Raw genomic sequence first — 19766 nt, forward strand, 5'->3', positions numbered from 1 at the left:
ATCGCGCGCAAGCGCGCTCCTACAGGTTTATGGCTTACCGGCGGCGCAACGCTTCGATTTCGGCAGGCAGCAAGTGCCGCCATTTGCCCTTCGGCAACTCGCCCAATGGAAGGTCGCCAATCGCAACGCGGACCAGTCGTTGTACCTCGAACCCCAGCGCCGACATTAGCCGGCGGATATGCCGGTTGCGTCCCTCATCCAGGGTGACTTCGAGCCAGGCGTTCTTCTCGCCTTGCCGCAGCAGCATGGCGGCGCCTGCACGCAACGGCTCCCCCTCGTCGACGACGCCTTCCAGCATCGCCGTGATCGTGCCCTCATCCGGATGCCCCGCCACCTGCACATGGTAGGTCTTCGGTACGTGTGTCGCGGGATCGGTGATGCCGGCCGCCCATACCGTATCGTTGCTGAGCAGCAACAGGCCCTCGCTCGCCTTGTCCAGGCGCCCCACGGGCCCCAGCCACGGGAGCGCCGCGCCCTCCAGCAGCGAGTACACCGTATCGCGCCCGCGTTCGTCCGATGCGGAGACCACGATGCCGCGTGGCTTGTTCATCACAAGATGCACCGGCGTCACCCTATCCGTAGCAGCGCCGTCGATATCGATGCGCTCAGGCCCACGGATACGGAACTCAGGATCTCGCACCACCTTGCCGTCCACGCGCACCTTGCCCTCGCGCGCAAGCTTTTCGGCCTGGCTCCGCGAACAGATGCCGCGCTTGGATAGCGTCCGGGCGAGGCCGAACGTGGGTGTCTGGGAGGGCTTGGGCATGAGGGCACGGTAAACGGCAGGGCACCGCCTCGTTATTTTACAGGCGATTGGCTAAGGTCGGTTCCTTCTTCGCCGCGTGGATGATCGATAGTGAAAGCCCGTCTCATCGCCGCCTGTGCACTCATCGCCACCAGCGCTGCCAGCGGCCAGGCCACGTCGGCCCTCGGCGACCCCATGCTGCACCTGAGCACCGTGCACTTGTACGACATCCCGCCTGGCGCCAAAGGCGATGGTGTCGATGACGTGCCGTCACTGACCGTGTTTCCACCGTTCGGTGAGCCCGACGGCACGGCCGTCATCATTGCCCCCGGCGGCGCGTACCAGGGCCTTGCCGGGGACCTTGAAGGACGCGAAGTGGCGGATTGGTTCGCCAGCAGGGGCGTCACTGCATTCGTCCTGCGTTATCGCCTTGGCAGTAAATACCCGTTCCCGGTTCCGTTGATGGATGCCCAGCGCGCTGTCCAGTACGTCCGCGCAAACGCGGCCCACTACAAGCTCCAGCCACGGAAGATAGGGTTCATCGGATTCTCCGCGGGTGGACACCTCGCTGCCGTGCTCGAGACGCAGGCTGGCACGGTCCCCGGTGGCCCCATCGATACGGTCTCGCAGCAGAGCGCGAGGCCCGATTTCGTCATCCTTGGTTACCCGGCATTCTCCATGTTCAACAAGGACCAAAAAGGCAATCTGGCGTATTGCGTCACGCTTAAGGTCCCCGCATCCACTTGCACGCCCGGTTATCTGGAGCAGTACACGCCCGCCCTGCACATCACCTCGTCCACACCACCTACTTTCATCTACCACACAGCGGACGACGCAACGATTCCCGTCGAGGACAGCGTCAACTACTTCCTCGCGCTGAAGCGCGCCGGCGTGCCCAGCGAGTTGCACGTCTTCGAGAAAGGTGTGCACGGCACCGGCCTTGCTGGCGACAAGCCTGCCCTGCGGGCATGGCCGGGGTTACTCGAGCAATGGTTGATCGGCGGCGGGTTTCTTCCACGCTAAAAAAAACGGCATGCCGGGGCATGCCGTTTCGGAAAAGTCGTTGAAGGGATCCGTCAGATCTTGGCGATACCTTCGGGACGCTTGGCGCCCGCGAAGTGCTTGGACCAGTACGCCTCGTTGAGGCTATCCACGCGCACCGTCTTGCCTGCCGACGGGGAGTGGATGAACTGGCCGTTGTCGATGTAGATGCCGACGTGCGAGATGGCCTTGCCGCGGGTGCGGAAGAAAACCAGGTCGCCCGTCTTCATTTCGGTGCGCTTGACCGACAGCCCTGCGAGGAACTGGCTGGCGGAATTGGTCGGCAGGTCGAGGCCGATGCTCTTGGCGAACACGTAGCGGACGAAGCCGCTGCAATCAAAGCCGGCGGTCGGTGTACGGCCACCGCGGTGGTAACGGATATCACGGAGCTTCATGGCGAAGGCCAGGAGGGCTTCGCGGGCGTGGCCATCGACGTGGCCGGCAAGGCGGGCGGTGGCGGCAGCGACCAGGCTATCGTCTTCGTCGTCGCCATCCACGGCGTCGGCTTCCTGCGCATCCTGGGCCTGGGCGACGGTGGCCTTGGGGGCGAAGGTCGCGGCATCCGGGATGATGGACTGCGCCAGGCCGGAGGCCGGGGCGAAGACCGGGAGATCGGTAAGGAGCAGCGTCGCGGATTGGTCAAGGCCTTGTGGAGCCTGGACGGTGTCGGCGATGGCGGGTGTTACAGCGGCGATACAGCAGCTAGCAAACGCGAGAGCGGTCAGTCGCTTGAATTGCATGAGCGAGAAGGCCTGTTCCGTGTTGGGTTAAGCCGCCGTTTAGGTGAGACGACCGTGAACGAGGGGTGAAGTTAGCAAACCCCATTAGCCCTGTTGTTGGCATAAAGTTAAAAAGTGCCATTCCTAGGAAAGATTCCGACAATTCCCTAAAAACTTACGGCCCCGTTACGACATTCCTGAACAGATATAAGCACTTGCTTCACGTATGTGAGTGCTTACGGGTCGCCTCACGGCGTGCCGGCCACGTAATTCGATTAATTAAACTGGTCAGTGTTTGTAATTCCGTGCACCGAAAATCGAGCTGCCGACGCGTACTTCGGTACTGCCTTCCGCGATCGCCAGGCCGTAGTCCCCGCTCATCCCCATGGACAGCCGCTCCAGCTCGAAGCCGGCATCGCGGGCCCTGTTTCGGCACTGATACAGGTCCCGGAAATTGGCCCGGACCAGGCCCGCGTCCTCGCTGTGTTCGGCGATGGTCATCAGGCCGCGCACGCGTAGCGAGCTGAAGGCGCGCAGTTCCCGGAGGAACGCCAGCAGGTCGCCAGGCGCCAGGCCACTCTTGCTGTCCTCGCTCGAGGTCTTCACCTGGACCAGTACGTCGATCGCCCTGCCTTGCGCCTGAAGGGCCTTGTCGAGGGCCACGGCCAGATCCAGCCGATCCAGCGACTGCACCTCGCTGGCCAGTGCCACCACGGCCTTGGCCTTATTGGTCTGCAGATGGCCGATCACCACCCACTCAAGGTGGTCCGCCGCCAGTGCGGCGGCCTTGAGCTGGATCTCCTGCACTTTGTTCTCACCAAAACGGCGCAGGCCCAGCTGGGTGGCCTCGGCCACCACATCCGCGCCAAACGTCTTGCTTACCGGCAGCAGGGCTACCTCGGCCGGATCGCGACCCGCCTCACGGCAGGCCGCATCAATCCCCGCCCGCACGGCGGCCAGCCGGCCGGCGAGCGTGGCCAGGTCGCCGGTCATGCCTTGGTGGCTTCCTTGAAGTGGCGGGCCACGACGCTGGCCACCACCATGCTCACGCGCTTGCCCGTCGGGATATGCAGGAACTCGTTGGGGCCGTGTGCGTTCGAGTGCGGACCCAGCACACCGGTGATCAGGAACTGCGCCTGCGGGAACTTCTCGCCCAGCATGCCCATGAACGGGATGCTGCCACCCTCGCCCATGTAGGCGGCCGGCTGGCCGTAGTAATCCTGCGAGGCCTGCGCCACGGTCTCTTCCAGCCACGGCGAAAGCACCGGTGCGTTCCAGCCACTGCCGTCCTTCTCCAGCGCAAAGGTGACCTTCGCGCCGTACGGGGGATCCTTTTCGAGCAGCTGCTTGAGGAACTTGCCGGCCTCGGCACCGTTGAGCGTCGGCGGAACGCGCAGGCTCAGCTTTACCGATGTCTTCGGCCGCAGCACGTTGCCGGCACTCTCCAGCGGCGGCATGCCACCCACGCCCGTCACCGACAATTGCGGGCGCCAGGTGCGGTTGAGCACGAGTTCGGTCAGGTCATCGGTGGTCGGCTGCATGCCTTCCACGAACGGGAACTTGTCGTAAATCGCCGTTCCAAGCACGTCGGCGGACTTGCGTGCCTGCGCCTTGCGCTGCTCCGGAATCTCGACATAGAGCTCTTTGGGAATGATCTTGCCGGTCTCCTGGTCTTCCAGGCGGCTCAGCAGGTCACGCAGGATGCGGAAGCTGGAGGGCACCACGCCCGAGGCGTCGCCGGAGTGCACGCCCTCTTCCAGTACCTGCACGGTCAGGTTGCCGCCGGTCATGCCACGCAGCGAGGTGGTCAGCCACAACTGGTCGTAGTTGCCACAGCCCGAATCCAGGCAGACAACAAGCGCCGGATTGCCGATGCGGCCCGCGAGATGATCGACGTAGTACGGCAGGTCGTAGCTGCCCGATTCCTCGCAAGCCTCGATCAGGATGACGCAGCGCGCGTGCGGCACCCCCTGGTCGCGCAGCGCCAGCAGTGCCGCGAGCGAACCAAAGATGGCGTAACCATCATCGGCGCCACCACGGCCATACAGCTTGTCGCCCTTCAGCACCGGGGTCCAGGGGCCGAGATCATCGGCCCAGCCCGTCATTTCCGGCTGCTTGTCGAGGTGGCCGTAAAGCACGACCGTTGCATCGGTACCGGTGCCGTTCGTGCCCTGCGCGGGTACGTCGATGTAGATCAGCGGGGTGCGGCCTTCGAGGCGCACCACTTCGAGCGTCGCGCCCTGCAGCGCCGGCAGTTTCGAGCGCGCCCAGTCCTCCATCAGCTTCACGGCCTGGTCCATGTAGCCGTGCTCGCGCCACTGCGCATCGAACATGGGCGACTTGTTCGGGATGCGAATGTAATCCATGAGCTGCGGGACGATTTCCTGGTCCCACAGGCCGCTGACGAAGGAGGAGATGCGGGAGGTATCCATGGCGCGCCTTGCGTGTTGGGGCAAAGGGGAAGTGTAACAGCGCGGCCAGCGAAGGCCCGCGGCGTGTCGGCCCGGACCTTCACCGCCGGGCTCCGGAGCCCTACGCAACGTCGCAGGATACGCCGCTTAGCGCGCACACCGTGTCAGCGCAAAGTGCCCCAGCGCCATCCGGGCGCGCTTTTCCAGGAGCCATCCATGTCCGTTCGCCACCTGTTCCTTACCGCCGCATTGCTGGCGGCCCCCGCCTTTGCCTCCACGCCCGTCAACATCAACACGGCCGACGCCGGCACGCTTGCCCAATCGCTGGATGGCGTGGGCCTGGCCAAGGCGCAGGCCATCGTCGCCTGGCGCGAGGCCAACGGCCCCTTCAGCTCGGCCGATCAGCTCACCGAGGTAAAGGGCATCGGTCCATCCCTGGTGGATCGCAACCGCGATGCCATCCAGTTCGATGAAGGGAAAGCCACCAAGCCGCGCGCTGCCAGGGCCGGCAAGGGGAAAAAGGCACCCGCGACGGAGGACGATGGCTAAAGCAAGAAGGGCCGCTCATACGGGCGGCCCTTCCACTTATCGCCCAACGCGCTACACTCGCGCCCCATGCCGGGCCGGGGGGCCGCAGGCACGGACTGGGGCGAAGAAGATCCAATGATCCTTCCGCGTTACCGCATTGCCGAGTCGACCATCCAAGGGGCCGGCAAGGGGCTTTTTGTCGATGAGTTCGTGGCCGCGGGGGCTATTGTCACCGCGCCCGACGAGATCGACCGCACCTACCGCTGGGCCGATATCCAGGCGTCACCAGACCTGTACTCCGCCGCGCGCTGGTTCGAGGACCGCTACACCATGTCCCCGGACTGGCCGGATGAGTGCTACGTCAATCACAGCTTCCAGCCCACCGGGCTTTGGCACCTCGGATTTATATTTGCTGCCAAAGACTTGCCGCAAGGCACTGAAATTACAGTGGATTACCGACACCTTCTGGCGCCAGGCCAGGTAGAGGCCTTTGCCGATGCCCAAACTGGTGAGAAAATAACCGGCTTGTCCTGGCAGGAAAGCCTCCGCGTGAGCACTCACGCTTTGGCTGCCCTGCTCGGTTGAAACTTCTGGTCACCTCGATGGCAACTGCAGATATCCCTGTCCTGGAAACACCGCGCCTGCGGCTCACGGCTCTCACCGAACGCCACTTCGACGATTACGCCAGCATGCTGGCCGATGCCGAAAGCACGCGCTGGATCGGCGACGGCCAGCCGCTGGATCGCATGAATGCGTGGCGCTCCATGGCCATGCTGCTCGGCCATTGGGCCCTGCGCGGCTGCGGCATGTGGGCGATCGAACTGAAGGACACCGGCGAGTTCATCGGCCGTGCGGGCCTGATGAAGCCTGAGGGCTGGCCGGACCTGGAGCTGGGCTGGATGCTGAAGCCGGAGCACCGCCACCATGGCTATGCGACGGAGGCCGGCTCGGCCATCCTGGATTTCGCATGGAACCAGATGCACGCGCAGCGTGTGATCAGCCTGGTGCGCATCGGCAACGAAGCCTCCGACCACGTGGCGGAACGCCTGGGTGGCGAGCACATCGATAACATCGATTTCCTGGGCGGCGCGACGCACCTGTTCGCGTACTACCCGCCGCACCGGGAAGTTCGTCGCGCTGGGTGATGCCCCTTGCTGTGAGGATATGAGAAGGCCGCGAGCAATCGCGGCCTTTTTTTATGCGGTTCATTCGCTTTCGCAAATGCATGTAACTAGCGGCTTGCGCCGCCTGGCGCTGGTCGTTTTGAGGCGCAGAGCCGTCGTAGGAGGCCACCCTGTGGCCGACAGCTTTCGCGATACCGCCGCAGGACGTGCGCGCCTGGCGAAAAGATGTCGCCCACAGGGTGGGCTCCTACACGGGGTGCCGCGATCTGAGGAATGGATGCGCCAAGTTCGTGTAGGAGCGTGCTTGCGCGCGATCAGCCCACGCAGCGATGACGTCCTATCGCATCAACGCGCGACGAGCGGCAAACGCCGTCAAGACGCCGCGTTTGCCGATGCGCGCCGCACGCTGTCCGCTGTCCGCAGACGAAGCCGCTGTCCGCCCGCACGTGTCCGAACGCACCAATCGACCCGCAGACAACGCACCGGCTCTCCCACCACCCAACCTCATGGGTCAAAAGAGTCGTCGGTGCCCACCCTCGATGCGAGTTCCGCACAAGAGAGCGGCCGTAGGCCAATTAAGTACATATGCGCCGCAGGCGCACTCCGGTACGAACGCGGAGGACCTGTCTGAGCAGCGAGGGTGGGCACCGACGGCTCTCGGCCTCAAGCCCACAAGCACGCGGCGGCGCAAGCCGCTGGTCCCATACATTCGCGAAAGCGAATGAACCGCATAACCAGCGCGAGGCCGAAGGCGAGCCGTCGCGCTGGTCAATCAACACACCATCAAAGTGCCGGTGCGAAATCCGTGCGGCGGCGGCGGTGCGGGTTCACGTTGGCCAGCCGCGACAGCGCCAGCAAGCGTGCCGTCCGCATCCACGCCACCACGATCACACCCACCTGCACGATCAGAAACGCCACCAACGCGCCACTACCCGCCGCCGTCGTATGCCCACGCCACGACGCCACCAGCACCGCCAGGATCGCCCCCACCAGCGTAATCACCAGGTACACCAGCAAGGTCGCGAACGGGCGGCGCAGGAACTGCATGAAGCCGCGGCCCAGGGCACGAAACGCCGAGCGCAACGTCACGTCCGCAATGTACGCCGCACGCGCCGACTCCACGATGCACTGCACGATCACGAACACCAGCAACGTCACGCCAAGCGCCACGTGTGCCCACATGTCCGCATCCGATTCCAGGAACGCAGCATCACCCTTATCGGAAGCGAACGACGACAAACCGTTCGCCGCCAACCCAAACAGAATGTAAGGCACCAGCGACAGGATGAGCAGGCGCAGCATGCGGCCATACTCCGTGGCGCCGCCTTGCAGCAACGAGCCAAAGCTAAGCGCCCTGCCCGCCCGGCCACCCGCCACCACCATGCCGGTAAGGAACGGGGAAATCGCCAGCGTCACCAGCACGCCGGCGAAGAAGGCCATGCCCGTCCACCGATTGTCGCGGAGACCTGCCATCACGTCGGCGAACATCAGCCCGTCGAAATGGCTGGCGAAACGGTCGGCATGCACGCTGTGACCAAGCATGCCATCCAGCAGGGCCCAGAACGGCAATGCGACAACCAGCGTCGGCAGCAACGTGACCAGGATCCACAGCAACAGCACGCGCCACTGCAAGCCACCAAGGGCCCCGGCGCCCAGTGCAGCGATGGCGGAGCGTTTCACTTGGCCGTTCATAGGGTCACCAGCAGGCTGTAGATGCCCTGGAACAGGGCGGCGAAGTCCGAAGTCCAGCGGCGCGTCGCGGCGTGGTTCGCCTCCACCGTGCGGCTGTCGTTGAGCTTGTTGCTGTCGAGGTAGATCTTCTGCTCCGGATCAAGCTCGGCGGATTTGGCCTTCACCGGTTTGGTGAACTCAAAACGCGCCCAGCGCCGCTGGTCATCCCAGCGTACGGTCTCCACCGAATCATCCGCGAAGGTCACCTTCAACACCTGCGGCACGGGTGCGCCATCGCGCCACACGGTCACGATCGTGCGGTACGGAAACGGCCCCGTGCCCGGCTTTGCATCGGGGTGCGCCTTTTTCCATGCATCGCGCTTCTTGTCGATCGCTTCATCGTTATCGTCGCTCGACAGCTCCACGCGCTTGCCATCCTTCACCGAGGTGCCGGCCAGCGGCAGTACTTCCTCGCTCGTGATGTCCTTCACCTGGTCATCGATGCGGTCCGTACCGTAGACATACTGGTCGAACACCTGCGCGACCACATCGGGCTTCCCCGATACCTCGGCCAGCGTGGCCTGCAGGTCGCCGATGCCCGGATGACGGAAGTGCCAGGTCGCGTAGTACTGGCGGAATGCTTTCTCCGTCACATCCTTTCCAAGGCGCTCTTCGAGGTCGTGCATGGCCGTCGCCGTGCGCGAATACACGGTGGCGTACTGCGAACTCGACAGGCGATCCCACGCGTTCTGGCCCAGCGGATCGCCGGGATGCGCCAGCGTGGCCATCATGCGTTCCAGCGCGAACACGTTGATGGGCGGTTCCACGCCGAAGAACTGCCAGATCGGCTTCGTCAGGTAAACGTCCTGCTTGCGCTCGCGCAGCATGCGTTCATCCCAGTATTCGTTCAGCCCTTCGTCCAGCATGGGCTCTTCGAATTCGTTGGAGGCCAGCAAGCCGTAGAAGTAGCCATGGCCGAACTCATGGATGGTGACGAAATCGATGAACCATTCCGAGAGTGTCTTCGGCTTCAGGTCCTTCGCGTTATCCGACGTGAAGAACGTCGGGTATTCCATGCCACCCGCTTCGCTGGCGTTGAACGGGGGGATCACGCCCGTGATCGTCTTGTACGGGTAGGCGCCCAGCGTATTCGAGAAGTAGGTCAGCGAATCCGTGGTGGCCTTCAGTACCGGCTTCGCATCGACCTCGTATTCGGCCGGGTACAGCACCTTGACCTTGACCGTGGGGCTGCCCGGGCCGTTCCAGGTGGTTTCAATGGTCTTGAAGTCTGGCGCGGCCATCCATGCGAAGTCGTGCACATCGGCCTGGATGAAATGCCAGGTAAGGTCGTTGCCCTCCGGCACGGGATCGCCCTGTTGCTCGCCCACCGCAGCGACGGTGTACGCCTTGGGTACCGTCATGCGTACATCGAACTCGCCGAAGTCGGCGTAGAACTCGCTGTTGAAGTGGAACTCGTGGACATTCCAGCGCGGCTCGGTCGCGCCACGTTCACCGGGCAGTTCCAGGACGCCGATCTTGGGGAACCATTGGCCTACCAGGTGGAACTTGCCGACGTAGCCCGTGCGCTCGATGACCCGCGGCAACTGGCTGTGGAACGCCATGTCGAGCGTGACACTGCCACCGGCGGGTACCGGCTGGGCCAGGTCCACGCGTACCACGGTGTGATCCGTCGCCGGGCCGTTATCCGGGTGGACGTAGCGCCACTTCAGCGCGGCCCCATCCTGCTCCACATGCTGCAGGTCGATGTAGCCCCATTCGCCCTTCTTTACCTTGCCCACGCCGCGCGAGCCGCCGTCGGGTGCGAGCACCTGGCGCTCACTGAAGAACGTACTGCCCTCACCTTCGAAGGCGTTGAGGTAAAGGTGCAGGAAAACCGCCGAGACCGGCCGGTCGCTGCGGTTACGCCACGTCAGCTGCTGCTGCCCGTCGACGGTGTGCTTCTCAGGATCGAGCCTGGCCTGGATGCGGTACGAAACCACCCGGTCGGATAGCGTCGCTTCGCTACCGGTACGCGGACCGCCCCATGCCGTAGGCGCACTCGGCGTGCGCACGTACGCGGCGTGCGGCGACGCGAAAGGGATCTCGACAGGGACGGCGGGCGCGGCGACCGTACTGGCCGCGGCAGGCGCCGGCGGTGGCGCCGTGGGTGCCGGCGGGCTCTGGGCCCAGGCGGCGGTGGCGCAAGAAAACGCGCCCGCGATGACAAGACGTACGACCCTGGCTGCCTCGCGGCGCATGCTTCCACCCTCCCCTTGAATCCAGCGAGATTGCTGGACGACTCACAGGCCCGATATAGGCCAGAGGTCACGGGTGGCCGTCAAGTCGTCAGCCGGCGAATTCGCGCTCGCGCATCCATTTGGTGACGATCCATTTCTCGCCTTTGATCACCGGCGCGCCGCCATGAAGTGACAGCGGATCCAGCGAGCCATCGGCGGCCGCGTATTCGAAATACAGGCCCTGGCCCTTGCGTGGCACATAGCTGAAGTCAATGCGCGGGAAAATCGTTTCGCCGCCGGCCTGTACGTCATCCAGGTACATGATGAGCGTGGAGACCCGCTGGCCTCCGGTGGCAATATGGGGGGCGCTACCCTTCTGGTCGGGCGCGAAATAATCGAAATGCGGCATGTACTCACCGCCGACGCCATAGCGCATGACCTGCAGCCCTTCGCCGTGTTCCTCCGATAGCTGCATGATCGCCGCCGTGCGGGCGTCGATGCGCTGGATCAGCTCATTCTCGGCACGGTGGAAATACGCGCCCTCGCTGGTACGGATGTCCATCACAGCGTTACTTCCCGAATCGGGCGACACCACGGCGGAGCGCGCCAGGCGGGAACGAGCCATGGCCATGAGGCCATCGCACTCCGCGGCATCGAGCACGTTATCCAGGACAGCGATGACCGGGCGGGCCACGCGCACCAGGACACGGATCTCCCGATCGGGCGCATGGATGACATGCCCAGGCGCCAGCCGGCTGGTGAATTCATGGGCACCGGCATCGTCCGCCCATGGCGGCGCGGCGCCACCAAAGACCGCATCGGCAATCGCATCGCGCGCCACGCGCTCGTCGAATTGATGCTCCTTCATGGTGGCGAGCAGCTCGGCGGGGGCATTGCCACCGGCGAGCGCCTCGCCGATCCAGCGATGCCAATCCGGCGTAACCTTGGTATGTCGGCGTGCTTGCATGGCGCCATTGTGCATCGACCGGGGGGTTCCATGCAGTCCATCGTCCGCGCCACGTTCGTCGCTGCCGTATTCGCCTTCACCACCATTGCCTGGGGAGCCAGCATGACGCACCACGCCAAGGGCCGTTTCGACGTGAAGATCGCCCCGACCGGCCAGCCCGATACCGGGCCCGGATCCGTGCTGGGGCAGATGAGCCTGGAGAAAACCTTCCATGGCGGCATGACCGGTACATCCAGGGGCACCATGCTCACGGCATCCAGCGTGGAAAAGGTCGATTCCGGCGTCTACGTGGCGGTGGAGCGCTTCACCGGCACGGTGGACGGCAAGAAGGGCAGCTTCGCCCTCGCTCATCGTGGCGTGCAGGCTAACGGCGGTCGCGAACTGCTGATCACGATCGTGCCGGATACGGGCTCGGAGGAGCTGCAAGGCATCTCGGGCACCTTCGCCATCGAGATCGGGCCGGATGGCGCGCACAGCTACGACCTGGCTTACTCACTGCCTGATTGAGCGCCCAGCCACGCCAGCTTTTTTGCCTTGGGCAGGCGTTTAATCTCGTACTCTGCGCGCGAGGCGGCGGAGCGATCGGGGAACGCCCGGGCGCCAAGCAGTTTCACGGGCGGGTTAGCCCGCGTATAGCGGGCGCCCTTGCCCGCCGCGTGCGCGGCATAACGCGCATCGAGGTCATTGGTGATGCCGGCGTACCAGCTGCCATTCCGGCATTCGATGAGATAGACGTACCACATACCCAAAGCATAATGCCCCGATGAGCTACGACCTCGCCGTAAACCTCCCGCTGCGTGCCGCCCCCGTCGCCCGCCTGCGCGAAGCGCTGGCCAGCTTCCCGCTGGATGATGGCCTGCTTGCTTACCCGGCGCCCGAAGGCGGCCTGGCGGTCCGCGAGGCCATCGCCGGGTGGATGCGGCGCCACAGCGGGTTCGCTGCGGTCGACCCGCGGCGCCTGCTGCTGACCATCGGGGCGCGGCACGGGCTCGTGCTCGCTCTGGAAGAAACCTGTGCGCCAGGCGATACCTTGCTGATGGAAGAACTCACCTTCCATGGCTTTCGCCTGGGTGTCCTGGCCCATGGTGTCCGGCCCGCGGCGGTCGCCATGGACGATGAAGGCATGCGCCCCGATGCGCTGGAAGAGGCGGTGCACCGAACCGGCGCCCGTACCGCCTATGTGCAGCCAACACTGCACAACCCCACGACAGCGACCATGTCGTTGCAGCGGCGCGAGGCCATCGTCGAGGTGGCGCGACGGCTGGACCTTACCCTGATCGAGGGTGATGTGTACGCCGCGCTTGGCTGGCAAGGCGGCGATCCACTCCCTGCCCTGGCCGAACTGGCACCGGAGCGGGTCCTGCACGCCGGCGGCATGGGCAAGGTGCTGGGTCCCGGCTTGCGGATCGGCTGGCTGCTGGCACCCGATGACGGCACGCACCACCGCCTGACCGAGTCCCTGCAACTGGCCACCGACGGTCTCGCCCCCTTCCTGCCCGCCATCGTGGCGGGCTGGATGGCTGACGGCACGGCGGATAGCCTGCTCGACACGCTTGCGGCCTCGATGCGCGACCGCAACCTGCTGGCCCGCGAGATCCTCGGTGAGCGCCTGCGCACCAGCGGCGGCATGCACGCCTGGCTGCCCCGTGACGACGCGGATGCCGTCTACGACCGGGCACGGTCCGCCGGCGTGCTGGTGACACCACCGGTGCCGTTCAACGCCGAGGGTGGCACCGGCCGCGGGCTCCGGGTATGCCTGGGCGCCGAGGAGGGCCCCGGCCGGTTGGAACAGGCGCTCGCAACGCTGGCCAGCGTGCTTTAGGCCTTCTTCGCGGCCGTAAGTTTCTCGAGCGCCTTGCCAACAGCGGCAAACGCGAACGCACCCGTCACGTGGGTCGCGGCACCCAGGCCGCCGCCACAATCGAGCTTCAGCGCATCGCTGCCGGGCGGCCTGATGCCACACACGCTGCCATCGGCCTGGGGATACTGCACGTTCTGGAGCGAATACACCGCGGAGACGCCGAAGAACCGATCGGGGTTACGCGGGAAGTTGTATTCCTGGCGGAGGCGCTTGCGAATCATGCTGAGCATGGCGTCGTGCTCGGTGCGTGACAGGTCGCGGACGCGCACCTGGGTCGGATCCGTGCGACCGCCCGCCGATCCCACGGTCACCAGGGGCACCTTGCGGCGACGGCACCACACGATCGTCTCCAGCTTCACCTTCATGGCATCGCACGCGTCGATCACCACGTCGTAATTGCGGTTCAGTAACTCATCCAGCGTGGACGGGGTGAGGAACCGCTCCATCCCTTCCAGCCGAATGGTGGGGTTGATGGCATGGGCGCGCTCGGCGATCACACCCACTTTCGGCTTGCCGTACTGCCCGTCCAGGGCATGCAGCTGGCGGTTCGTGTTCGACAGGCAGACATCGTCGCCATCGATGAGCGTGAGCCGCCCGATCCCGCTCCGGGCCAGCGCCTCGGCCGCCCACGACCCTACCCCGCCGATGCCGATGACGCACACGTGCGCTTGGGCGAGGCGGTCCAGGGTGCCGCGGCCGTAGAGCCGCTCGATGCCAGCGAAACGCTCGGCCTGGGCCGTGCTCACATGAATCTCTGGGTGGGAATGTGTGTGCATTATCTCATATTGAAACAACAGGCCCGTCGGCTATGCTGACGGCCACGCTAAGCCATGGAAAACCAATGCGCGCGCTGCTCCTTGTCGTGCTGGGCCTCGCCATAGGCGCGCTGGGCGCCACGTTCGCGATCTCCGCCCTGCGCCAGGGCACGCCGTTCCACGACGGGGTCATGGCGGTCATGCAGCACCACATGGGTGCGCTACGGGCGAACGTGCGGGCAAAGCAGTGCGATGCCAAGGCCTCCGCGCTGCGTCTGGGCCGCCTTCGCCAGGAGGCCGGCGACATCACCGAGGCGTTCCCGGGCACGGACCCGGCATTCAGCCATGCCGCAGGCGCGCTCAGCACCGCCCTGGATTCGGCTATCGCTGCCCAGCCGGCCACGTGTGAGGCACTCACCGCCGCCCTCAAGCCGGTCGGCGATGCCTGTTCGGCATGCCACCAGCAGTACCGCTGACCGGCGCCCACCCATGCCCATGCCCTCGCCGGACGACCAGCCGCCACCGCGCCAACCCTTCCTGAAGCTGCAGCTATGGCTGCTGTTGCGGGCGCTGGCACGCTTCGAAACCACCATGTGGCTGCGCACCCGTTACTCGCAGCCCAAGATGGTGGCCATCGGCGTGGTTGGCAGCTTTTCGCTGGCCGTTTACTACCCGATCTGGGCCTATCTGTTTCCGCAGCCGTACGAAAACCTGCCCATGCGGCTGGCATGCAGCGCCACGTTCATACCCCTGGCGCTGCTGCCGTGGTGGCCACGGCGCTTGCGTGCCTACCTCCCCACGTACTGGTACTTCGCCATGACCGTGGCAATGCCGTTTTTCGTCGGCTACATGACCCTGCGCAATGCCACGCCGCCATGGCTGATGACCCACATGGCGTGCGTCATGCTGCTCATGATGCTGTTCGATATCGTGAGTTTCCTGCTCGTTTTCACGACCGGGAGCCTGCTCGCGGGGCTGGCGTTCGCGCTGTCGCCGGGGGCCGAGCTGCACGGGCAGACCATGCTGGAATACATCCCGCTGCTGCTCTTCGGCATCGTGGGGGGGGCGACCTGCACGGTTTCGTCCAACATGGCCGAGCAAAGCCGGATCGATGCCCTGACAGCCACCTCCAACAATATCGCCCACGAGCTGCGCACGCCGCTGGGCTCCCTGCGTATCGCGGCACGGGCGGTCGCCCGCTACATGCCCGACCTCATCCGCAGCCACCGGCTGGCCGAAAGCGAGGGCCTGGCCGTGCCTGAAATGCGAACCCAGAACCTGCACGCGCTGGAACGCAGCATCGGCGTCATGGAGCGCGAGGTCACCTACGCCAACACCATCATCGACATGCTGCTGCTCTCGGCACGCCCCATCGGCGAGGTGCCCCTGAGCCTGCTGGGCGCGCGTGATTGCGTGGAGCAGGCCCTGCGCCGGTTCCCCTACGGCTCCCGGGCCGAGCGCGAACGGATCACCCTCTCCCCCACGGGCGATTTTCCCCTCCTGGGCGAAGAGACCCTGGTGGTCCACATCCTGTTCAACCTGCTACGTAACGCCCTGTTTCATACCGACCGTGCTGGTAAAGGCGAGATCAAGGTGTATATAGAAGCAGGCGAAAACGGCAATCACGTCAGGGTTCACGATACCGGCCCAGGCATCCCGCCCGACGTACTTCCCCGTATTTTCAATCGTTTTTATTCGTATTCGAGCGATAGCGCGGGTACGGGCAACATAACCGGCCTCGGGATAGGTCTCGCTTTTTGTCGCGCGGCGATGGAGCATATGGGCGGAGGCATCGTTTGCCGTACCAATCTGGGTGAATTCACGGAATTCACTCTCACGTTCCCGATTACGGAGGCCGGGGTCCGGCAGTGATGACGCTGAACTCGCAGGGCGATATCCAGCCCTTCCATTTCCCGACGACCACGGTACTTGTGGATGACCACGAGGAATACCTCGATGTCGTCCCGTTGCTGCTCGACCCCATGGTCCGGGTACGTACGTTCAGCTCGCCGCGCAGCGCGCTGGCCACGCTGGGCAATAACGGGAGCCGCCCGGTTCCCGGCGGTGGCTGGCTTTACCGCTGGAAAGACCGCCCGTCCGAAACGCAGGAACTTGTGGCGCTGGATATCGACTCCATCCATCGCGTGGTCTACGACCCTGAACGCTTCGCCGAGATCTCGGTGGTCGTGGTGGATCAGGCCATGCCCGAGATGGATGGCATCACCTTCTGCAAACGGTTGCCGAATCCGCACATCGGCAAGATCCTGCTGACCGGTCGCGCCGATGACGCCACGGCGATCGATGCGTTCAATTCGGGGGTCATCGACCGTTTCATCCGCAAGAACGATCCCCTGGCGATCGAAAAGCTGCAGACCGCCATCGTGGAGCTGCAACGGCGCTATTTCGAACGCGCCAGCGCATTCGTCGCGGAAACCCTTGCCCTCGGCAACTTCCGTTTCCTGCGCGATCCCGCTTTCCGCGATGTGTTGCAAAGCGTTACCGCCACGTTCCAGCCGGTGGAATGTTATGTGCACTGCAACCCCACGGGCCTGTTGCTCGTCGACGCGTGGGGCATAGGCCGCTTCCTGCTGGTGCAAACCGACGAAGACCTCCGCACGCACTACGAAATCGCATCGGACCTGGGGGCACCCTCGGCCGTACTCGAAGCACTGCGAAGCGGCGAGGCCCTGCCCTGGTTCAACTCGCGCGACGGGTTCTATCACAAGGGCGTGGAAAACCCCGAAGCGCACATGTACCCCGCCACGGCCGTATCCGGGGAGCAGTGGTACTACTACGCGCTCATCGATGACGTGGAGCGTTTCCGCCTCCAGCACGTCAAGTCGTACCGCAGCTGGCTGCGCGAGCAAGACCTGAGCCTGTCGGCCGACAGCCGCCCGCGCTTTATCTGACCCAATCCCTAACAGCGTCCTGCTGACACCCCAGGTGCCGGATCCACCGGCGCCAAGGGGTGCGCATGCCTATATGCTCGTGGCGTGGTCGCCGCGGCAGCATCGTTTGCCGGCGCGGCCCTCTCACCAATTTGGCAGGGCTCGCGCCCAGGCCGTTCAGGCCGGCGCGGATTGCCTCTCTCGTTTTCGCGCCTGCCCCAGGCGAGGCCGGCGTGCGCGTGTCGTTGCGAAACGACGCCGTGGATATCGCCTGCCCTTAAAGCCAACGAGAGAGAGCCCCCATGGAAAACGTTTCCGTCCTCCACCCCATCGTCAAGGCGCCGCAGCTACCCGAGTTCGTCCAGCGCCGGGTAGAACGATTTCACCGCGAACGCGTCGCCATCGACTGGGGTGGTCGTCACATTTTACGTGGCCGCAAGCCCGCCGCGCGCGACCTGATGCTACAGAGCAACGACTACCTTGCCATCGCTGGCCATCCGGCCATCGTGGAAGCGCAACGCGCTGCGCTCGCCGCGGGTGGGCTGGGCATGATGATGTCCGCACTGTTCCAACAGGATGCCGACCAGCCCCTGCACCAGGCGGAGGCCGAACTCGCGCGTGCCGTCGGCAGCGAGGACGGCATACTGGCCCAGTCCGGATTCGCCGCCAACGTGGGCCTCATCCAGTCCATCGCCGGGGAACGCGTCCCCGTGTACGTGGATATGCTGGCCCACGCGTCATTGTGGGAAGGCATCCGCAGCGCAGGCGCAAAGGCCGTGTCCATCCTGCATAACGATGTGCAGCACCTGGAGCGGCAATTGCTGCGAAACGGGCCAGGCGTCATCGTGGTCGATAGCGTGTACAGCACCAACGGCAGCCTCGCTCCGCTGCGAGAAATCTCAGAACTTTCGCAAGCGCATGGATGCGTCTTCGTCGTCGATGAATCGCATTCACTCGGCACGCACGGCATGCGTGGCGAAGGGCTCGTCGCCAGCCTTGGGCTCAACGACCGCGTCCACTTCATCACCGCCAGCCTTGCCAAAGCCTATTGCTCGCGCGCCGGCTTCATCGCATGCACGACCCGGTTCAAGGACTACTTTGGTTGCGAAGCATTGCCAGCCATCTTCAGTTCGTCGCTTCTTCCCCATGAACTCGCCGGGCTATCCGCTTCGCACAAGGTGATCCAGACCGAGACCTGGCGGCGCCAGCGCTTGCGCGACGTAACACGGTATGTACGCCGCGAACTCACTGCCATGGGCTACCCCATCGGCGACGGCACCGAGCAGATCATCGCCTTCGAAGCGGGCCAGGAAATCCTGACCGGCCACGTGCGCGATGTCATGGAGAAACATGGGGTGTTCGGCTCGGTGTTCAGCGCACCGGCAACGACAGTGAACCGCTCGCTGCTACGGCTGACCCTGAATGCCGGCATGGATGACCACGCCGTGCAGCACCTGCTGGATGCCTGCCGCAATGCGCGGGGCGAGATGAACCTGCCCGAGTGGAGCGCGAGCCGCCGGCTGCGCAAGGAGGAAGCCCGCGCCGCTGCCGAGGTGGCCTGAGGCTGCGCGGCGCGCGTCCGCCAGGTTCAGCGCAGCGTGACGCGCCCGCGCAGGATGTCGCAAAACATGACCCAGTCACCCATCAGGCTGTAAAGCGGGTGCTTGAAGGTGGCTGGGCGGTTCTTCTCGAACACGAAGTGGCCGATCCATGCGAACCCATAGCCGCCCACCGGTGCAAGCCAGAGCCACGCCATGTGGCCGGTGGCGAAGGCAAGCAGGACGGCCACGATGACCAGCAAACTGCCGGCGAAATGCAGCCGGCGGCAGCGCACGTCAGCGTGCTCGCCAAGGTAAAACGGATAGAACTCGCGAAACGTGGCGAAGGTACCCATGGAAGGCTCCGCGTCAGTACGTAGGAAGTGGGATCCGCTCGTGCTCGTCGCCGGGTACGACCGGGAAGCGCCCGGCCCGGTTGTTCCAGTCGGCCTTGGCCTGCTCGATCAGGTCCTTTGAGCTGGCAACGAAATTCCACCACAGGTGGCGCTCGCCATCGAGTGGCGCACCACCGAAAAGCATCACGAGGGAATCCTGCGTTGCTTCAAGCACCGGCGGTTCGCCATCGTGCGCGACGGCCATGTCGAGTGCATTGAGTTCGAGGCCTCCAAAGCTTGCAGCCCCTTCCACCACATACGCACCCCATTCGGCGTGCTGCGCTGGCATGGGCAACCGCGCGCCCGCCTTGAGCCGCGCCTCGACAAAGAACATCGGCGCGAAGACGCGTACTGGCGATATCGCACCAAACGCATCGCCGGCGATTACGACAAGGCGCCCACCTTCGACATCCACCTTGGGTAGCGCAGCCGCGGGGTGATGATGGAATTCCGGTGCCATATCTTCGTGGGTCTTCGGCAGCGCAACCCACACCTGGATGCCGTGCAGCTTCTGGCCACGGTGGCGTTCATCGGGCGGCGTGCGTTCGGAATGCGCGATGCCGCGTCCGGCGGTCATCCAGTTCACGTCACCTGGATGGATATCGACGTTGCTACCCAGGCTGTCGCGGTGCCGGATCGCGCCATCGAACAGCCACGTCACGGTGGCCAAACCGATGTGCGGATGCGGCCGGACATCCATGCCGGTGTCTTCGCTGAAATCGGCCGGGCCCATCTGGTCGAAGAATACAAAGGGACCCACGTGGCGTGCCTTCAGGTGGGGCAACATGCGGCGCACCTTGAAGCCATCGCCCAGGTCGCGCGGTTTGCCGTCGATGAATTCGGTGGTCATGGCAGGGCTCCGTTGATCACGCACGCAGCGTAACGC

21 protein-coding genes are annotated in these 19766 nt (G+C 64.7%); 10 read left to right on the forward strand and 11 right to left on the reverse strand.

What is annotated here, in order from left to right; all coding sequences use genetic code 11:
* Positions 1-34 precede the first annotated feature (34 nt).
* Positions 35-766, reverse strand: coding sequence for a pseudouridine synthase (locus L2Y97_RS15220; RefSeq protein ID WP_247428174.1), 732 nt, complete (start codon positions 764-766; stop codon positions 35-37).
* 90 nt (positions 767-856) lie between these two features.
* On the opposite strand from L2Y97_RS15220, the gene L2Y97_RS15225 reads away from it, so the two are divergent.
* On the forward strand, positions 857-1768 hold the full coding sequence (locus L2Y97_RS15225) for an alpha/beta hydrolase (protein WP_247428176.1): 912 nt from the start codon (positions 857-859) through the stop codon (positions 1766-1768).
* Positions 1769-1821: 53 nt separating this feature from the next.
* On the opposite strand, the gene L2Y97_RS15230 is transcribed toward L2Y97_RS15225, so the two are convergent.
* From L2Y97_RS15230 to L2Y97_RS15240, 3 genes are all read right to left on the reverse strand, one after another.
* A complete protein-coding gene (locus tag L2Y97_RS15230) occupies positions 1822-2526 on the reverse strand; it encodes a C40 family peptidase (protein WP_247428179.1) in 705 nt (234 codons plus the stop codon).
* Positions 2527-2793: 267 nt separating this feature from the next.
* The gene (locus L2Y97_RS15235) at positions 2794-3498 is read right to left on the reverse strand and encodes a YggS family pyridoxal phosphate-dependent enzyme (RefSeq protein ID WP_247428181.1); all 705 of its coding nucleotides are present in this window, start codon (positions 3496-3498) and stop codon (positions 2794-2796) included.
* Positions 3495-4937 (reverse strand): M20 family metallopeptidase, encoded by a 1443-nt coding sequence (locus tag L2Y97_RS15240; protein ID WP_247428184.1) that lies wholly within the window; start codon positions 4935-4937, stop codon positions 3495-3497. Before L2Y97_RS15240 ends, L2Y97_RS15235 begins: the two co-directional genes overlap by 4 nt.
* Positions 4938-5132: 195 nt before the next feature.
* On the opposite strand from L2Y97_RS15240, the gene L2Y97_RS15245 reads away from it, so the two are divergent.
* From L2Y97_RS15245 to L2Y97_RS15255, 3 genes are all read left to right on the forward strand, one after another.
* Positions 5133-5465 (forward strand): ComEA family DNA-binding protein, encoded by a 333-nt coding sequence (locus L2Y97_RS15245; RefSeq protein WP_247428187.1) that lies wholly within the window; start codon positions 5133-5135, stop codon positions 5463-5465.
* Positions 5466-5579: 114 nt separating this feature from the next.
* Entirely contained in the window at positions 5580-6029 is a 450-nt protein-coding gene (locus tag L2Y97_RS15250) for an SET domain-containing protein-lysine N-methyltransferase (protein WP_247428189.1), read from the forward strand.
* Positions 6030-6046: 17 nt separating this feature from the next.
* Complete coding sequence (locus L2Y97_RS15255; RefSeq protein WP_247428191.1) at positions 6047-6589, forward strand: GNAT family N-acetyltransferase; 543 nt, start codon at positions 6047-6049, stop codon at positions 6587-6589.
* Between the two features lie 762 nt (positions 6590-7351).
* On the opposite strand, the gene L2Y97_RS15260 is transcribed toward L2Y97_RS15255, so the two are convergent.
* The 3 genes from L2Y97_RS15260 to L2Y97_RS15270 form a co-directional block, all read right to left on the reverse strand.
* The gene (locus L2Y97_RS15260; protein ID WP_247428193.1) at positions 7352-8248 is read right to left on the reverse strand and encodes a hypothetical protein; all 897 of its coding nucleotides are present in this window, start codon (positions 8246-8248) and stop codon (positions 7352-7354) included.
* An 8-nt stretch (positions 8249-8256) separates the two neighbouring features.
* The gene (locus L2Y97_RS15265) at positions 8257-10497 is read right to left on the reverse strand and encodes a M1 family metallopeptidase (RefSeq protein ID WP_247428195.1); all 2241 of its coding nucleotides are present in this window, start codon (positions 10495-10497) and stop codon (positions 8257-8259) included.
* Positions 10498-10585: 88 nt separating this feature from the next.
* Positions 10586-11443 carry a 2OG-Fe(II) oxygenase gene (locus tag L2Y97_RS15270; protein WP_247428197.1) on the reverse strand — a complete coding sequence of 286 codons (858 nt, stop codon included), beginning with the start codon at positions 11441-11443 and terminating at the stop codon, positions 10586-10588.
* 30 nt (positions 11444-11473) lie between these two features.
* Between L2Y97_RS15270 and L2Y97_RS15275 the strand changes: the two genes are divergently transcribed.
* Entirely contained in the window at positions 11474-11950 is a 477-nt protein-coding gene (locus L2Y97_RS15275; protein WP_247428199.1) for a DUF3224 domain-containing protein, read from the forward strand.
* On the opposite strand, the gene L2Y97_RS15280 is transcribed toward L2Y97_RS15275, so the two are convergent.
* Positions 11932-12186, reverse strand: a complete 255-nt coding sequence (locus tag L2Y97_RS15280; RefSeq protein WP_247428201.1) for a GIY-YIG nuclease family protein — start codon at positions 12184-12186, stop codon at positions 11932-11934. The two genes, L2Y97_RS15275 and L2Y97_RS15280, sit on opposite strands and share 19 nt — an antisense overlap.
* 20 nt (positions 12187-12206) lie before the next feature.
* Between L2Y97_RS15280 and L2Y97_RS15285 the strand changes: the two genes are divergently transcribed.
* Positions 12207-13265 (forward strand): aminotransferase-like domain-containing protein, encoded by a 1059-nt coding sequence (locus tag L2Y97_RS15285; RefSeq protein WP_247428203.1) that lies wholly within the window; start codon positions 12207-12209, stop codon positions 13263-13265.
* Here L2Y97_RS15285 and tcdA read toward each other — a convergent pair.
* Complete coding sequence (gene tcdA / locus L2Y97_RS15290) at positions 13262-14080, reverse strand: tRNA cyclic N6-threonylcarbamoyladenosine(37) synthase TcdA (protein ID WP_425492770.1); 819 nt, start codon at positions 14078-14080, stop codon at positions 13262-13264. The two genes, L2Y97_RS15285 and tcdA, sit on opposite strands and share 4 nt — an antisense overlap.
* A 65-nt stretch (positions 14081-14145) precedes the next feature.
* Between tcdA and L2Y97_RS15295 the strand changes: the two genes are divergently transcribed.
* The 4 genes from L2Y97_RS15295 (at position 14146) to cqsA (ending at position 18509) form a co-directional block, all read left to right on the forward strand.
* Entirely contained in the window at positions 14146-14535 is a 390-nt protein-coding gene (locus L2Y97_RS15295) for a cytochrome c (protein ID WP_247428208.1), read from the forward strand.
* Positions 14536-14548: 13 nt separating this feature from the next.
* Positions 14549-15931 carry a sensor histidine kinase gene (locus L2Y97_RS15300; RefSeq protein WP_247428211.1) on the forward strand — a complete coding sequence of 461 codons (1383 nt, stop codon included), beginning with the start codon at positions 14549-14551 and terminating at the stop codon, positions 15929-15931.
* Positions 15931-16968: a response regulator gene (locus tag L2Y97_RS15305; RefSeq protein ID WP_247428214.1), complete on the forward strand. Its 1038-nt coding sequence runs from the start codon at positions 15931-15933 to the stop codon at positions 16966-16968. The genes L2Y97_RS15300 and L2Y97_RS15305 overlap by 1 nt, the downstream gene beginning before the upstream one ends.
* Before the next feature lie 281 nt (positions 16969-17249).
* Entirely contained in the window at positions 17250-18509 is a 1260-nt protein-coding gene (gene cqsA / locus L2Y97_RS15310; protein WP_247428216.1) for an alpha-hydroxyketone-type quorum-sensing autoinducer synthase, read from the forward strand.
* Between the two features lie 26 nt (positions 18510-18535).
* Here the strand turns inward: cqsA and L2Y97_RS15315 are convergent, their stop codons facing one another.
* Positions 18536-18841, reverse strand: a complete 306-nt coding sequence (locus L2Y97_RS15315) for an Mpo1-like protein (protein ID WP_247428219.1) — start codon at positions 18839-18841, stop codon at positions 18536-18538.
* A gap of 13 nt (positions 18842-18854) precedes the next feature.
* Positions 18855-19730 carry a pirin family protein gene (locus tag L2Y97_RS15320; protein ID WP_247428222.1) on the reverse strand — a complete coding sequence of 292 codons (876 nt, stop codon included), beginning with the start codon at positions 19728-19730 and terminating at the stop codon, positions 18855-18857.
* Between the last annotated feature and the right edge of the window lie 36 nt (positions 19731-19766).

Origin of the sequence: Luteibacter aegosomatissinici, from assembly GCF_023078495.1 — a bacterium.
Classification (GTDB): Bacteria; Pseudomonadota; Gammaproteobacteria; order Xanthomonadales; family Rhodanobacteraceae; genus Luteibacter; species Luteibacter aegosomatissinici.

What these genes read in the sequence shown, in the direction of transcription:
- cqsA (WP_247428216.1), top strand. Translation starts at nt 17,250, where the DNA reads ATGGAAAACGTTTCCGTCCTCCACCCCATCGTCAAGGCGCCGCAGCTA.
- L2Y97_RS15250 (WP_247428189.1), top strand. Translation starts at nt 5,580, where the DNA reads ATGATCCTTCCGCGTTACCGCATTGCCGAGTCGACCATCCAAGGGGCC.
- L2Y97_RS15315 (WP_247428219.1), bottom strand. Translation starts at nt 18,841, where the DNA reads ATGGGTACCTTCGCCACGTTTCGCGAGTTCTATCCGTTTTACCTTGGC.
- L2Y97_RS15240 (WP_247428184.1), bottom strand. Translation starts at nt 4,937, where the DNA reads ATGGATACCTCCCGCATCTCCTCCTTCGTCAGCGGCCTGTGGGACCAG.
- L2Y97_RS15305 (WP_247428214.1), top strand. Translation starts at nt 15,931, where the DNA reads ATGACGCTGAACTCGCAGGGCGATATCCAGCCCTTCCATTTCCCGACG.
- L2Y97_RS15265 (WP_247428195.1), bottom strand. Translation starts at nt 10,497, where the DNA reads ATGCGCCGCGAGGCAGCCAGGGTCGTACGTCTTGTCATCGCGGGCGCG.
- L2Y97_RS15255 (WP_247428191.1), top strand. Translation starts at nt 6,047, where the DNA reads ATGGCAACTGCAGATATCCCTGTCCTGGAAACACCGCGCCTGCGGCTC.
- L2Y97_RS15295 (WP_247428208.1), top strand. Translation starts at nt 14,146, where the DNA reads ATGCGCGCGCTGCTCCTTGTCGTGCTGGGCCTCGCCATAGGCGCGCTG.
- L2Y97_RS15285 (WP_247428203.1), top strand. Translation starts at nt 12,207, where the DNA reads ATGAGCTACGACCTCGCCGTAAACCTCCCGCTGCGTGCCGCCCCCGTC.
- L2Y97_RS15275 (WP_247428199.1), top strand. Translation starts at nt 11,474, where the DNA reads ATGCAGTCCATCGTCCGCGCCACGTTCGTCGCTGCCGTATTCGCCTTC.
- L2Y97_RS15220 (WP_247428174.1), bottom strand. Translation starts at nt 766, where the DNA reads ATGCCCAAGCCCTCCCAGACACCCACGTTCGGCCTCGCCCGGACGCTA.
- L2Y97_RS15270 (WP_247428197.1), bottom strand. Translation starts at nt 11,443, where the DNA reads ATGCAAGCACGCCGACATACCAAGGTTACGCCGGATTGGCATCGCTGG.
- L2Y97_RS15320 (WP_247428222.1), bottom strand. Translation starts at nt 19,730, where the DNA reads ATGACCACCGAATTCATCGACGGCAAACCGCGCGACCTGGGCGATGGC.
- L2Y97_RS15245 (WP_247428187.1), top strand. Translation starts at nt 5,133, where the DNA reads ATGTCCGTTCGCCACCTGTTCCTTACCGCCGCATTGCTGGCGGCCCCC.
- tcdA (WP_425492770.1), bottom strand. Translation starts at nt 14,080, where the DNA reads ATGCACACACATTCCCACCCAGAGATTCATGTGAGCACGGCCCAGGCC.
- L2Y97_RS15235 (WP_247428181.1), bottom strand. Translation starts at nt 3,498, where the DNA reads ATGACCGGCGACCTGGCCACGCTCGCCGGCCGGCTGGCCGCCGTGCGG.
- L2Y97_RS15300 (WP_247428211.1), top strand. Translation starts at nt 14,549, where the DNA reads ATGCCCATGCCCTCGCCGGACGACCAGCCGCCACCGCGCCAACCCTTC.
- L2Y97_RS15230 (WP_247428179.1), bottom strand. Translation starts at nt 2,526, where the DNA reads ATGCAATTCAAGCGACTGACCGCTCTCGCGTTTGCTAGCTGCTGTATC.
- L2Y97_RS15280 (WP_247428201.1), bottom strand. Translation starts at nt 12,186, where the DNA reads ATGTGGTACGTCTATCTCATCGAATGCCGGAATGGCAGCTGGTACGCC.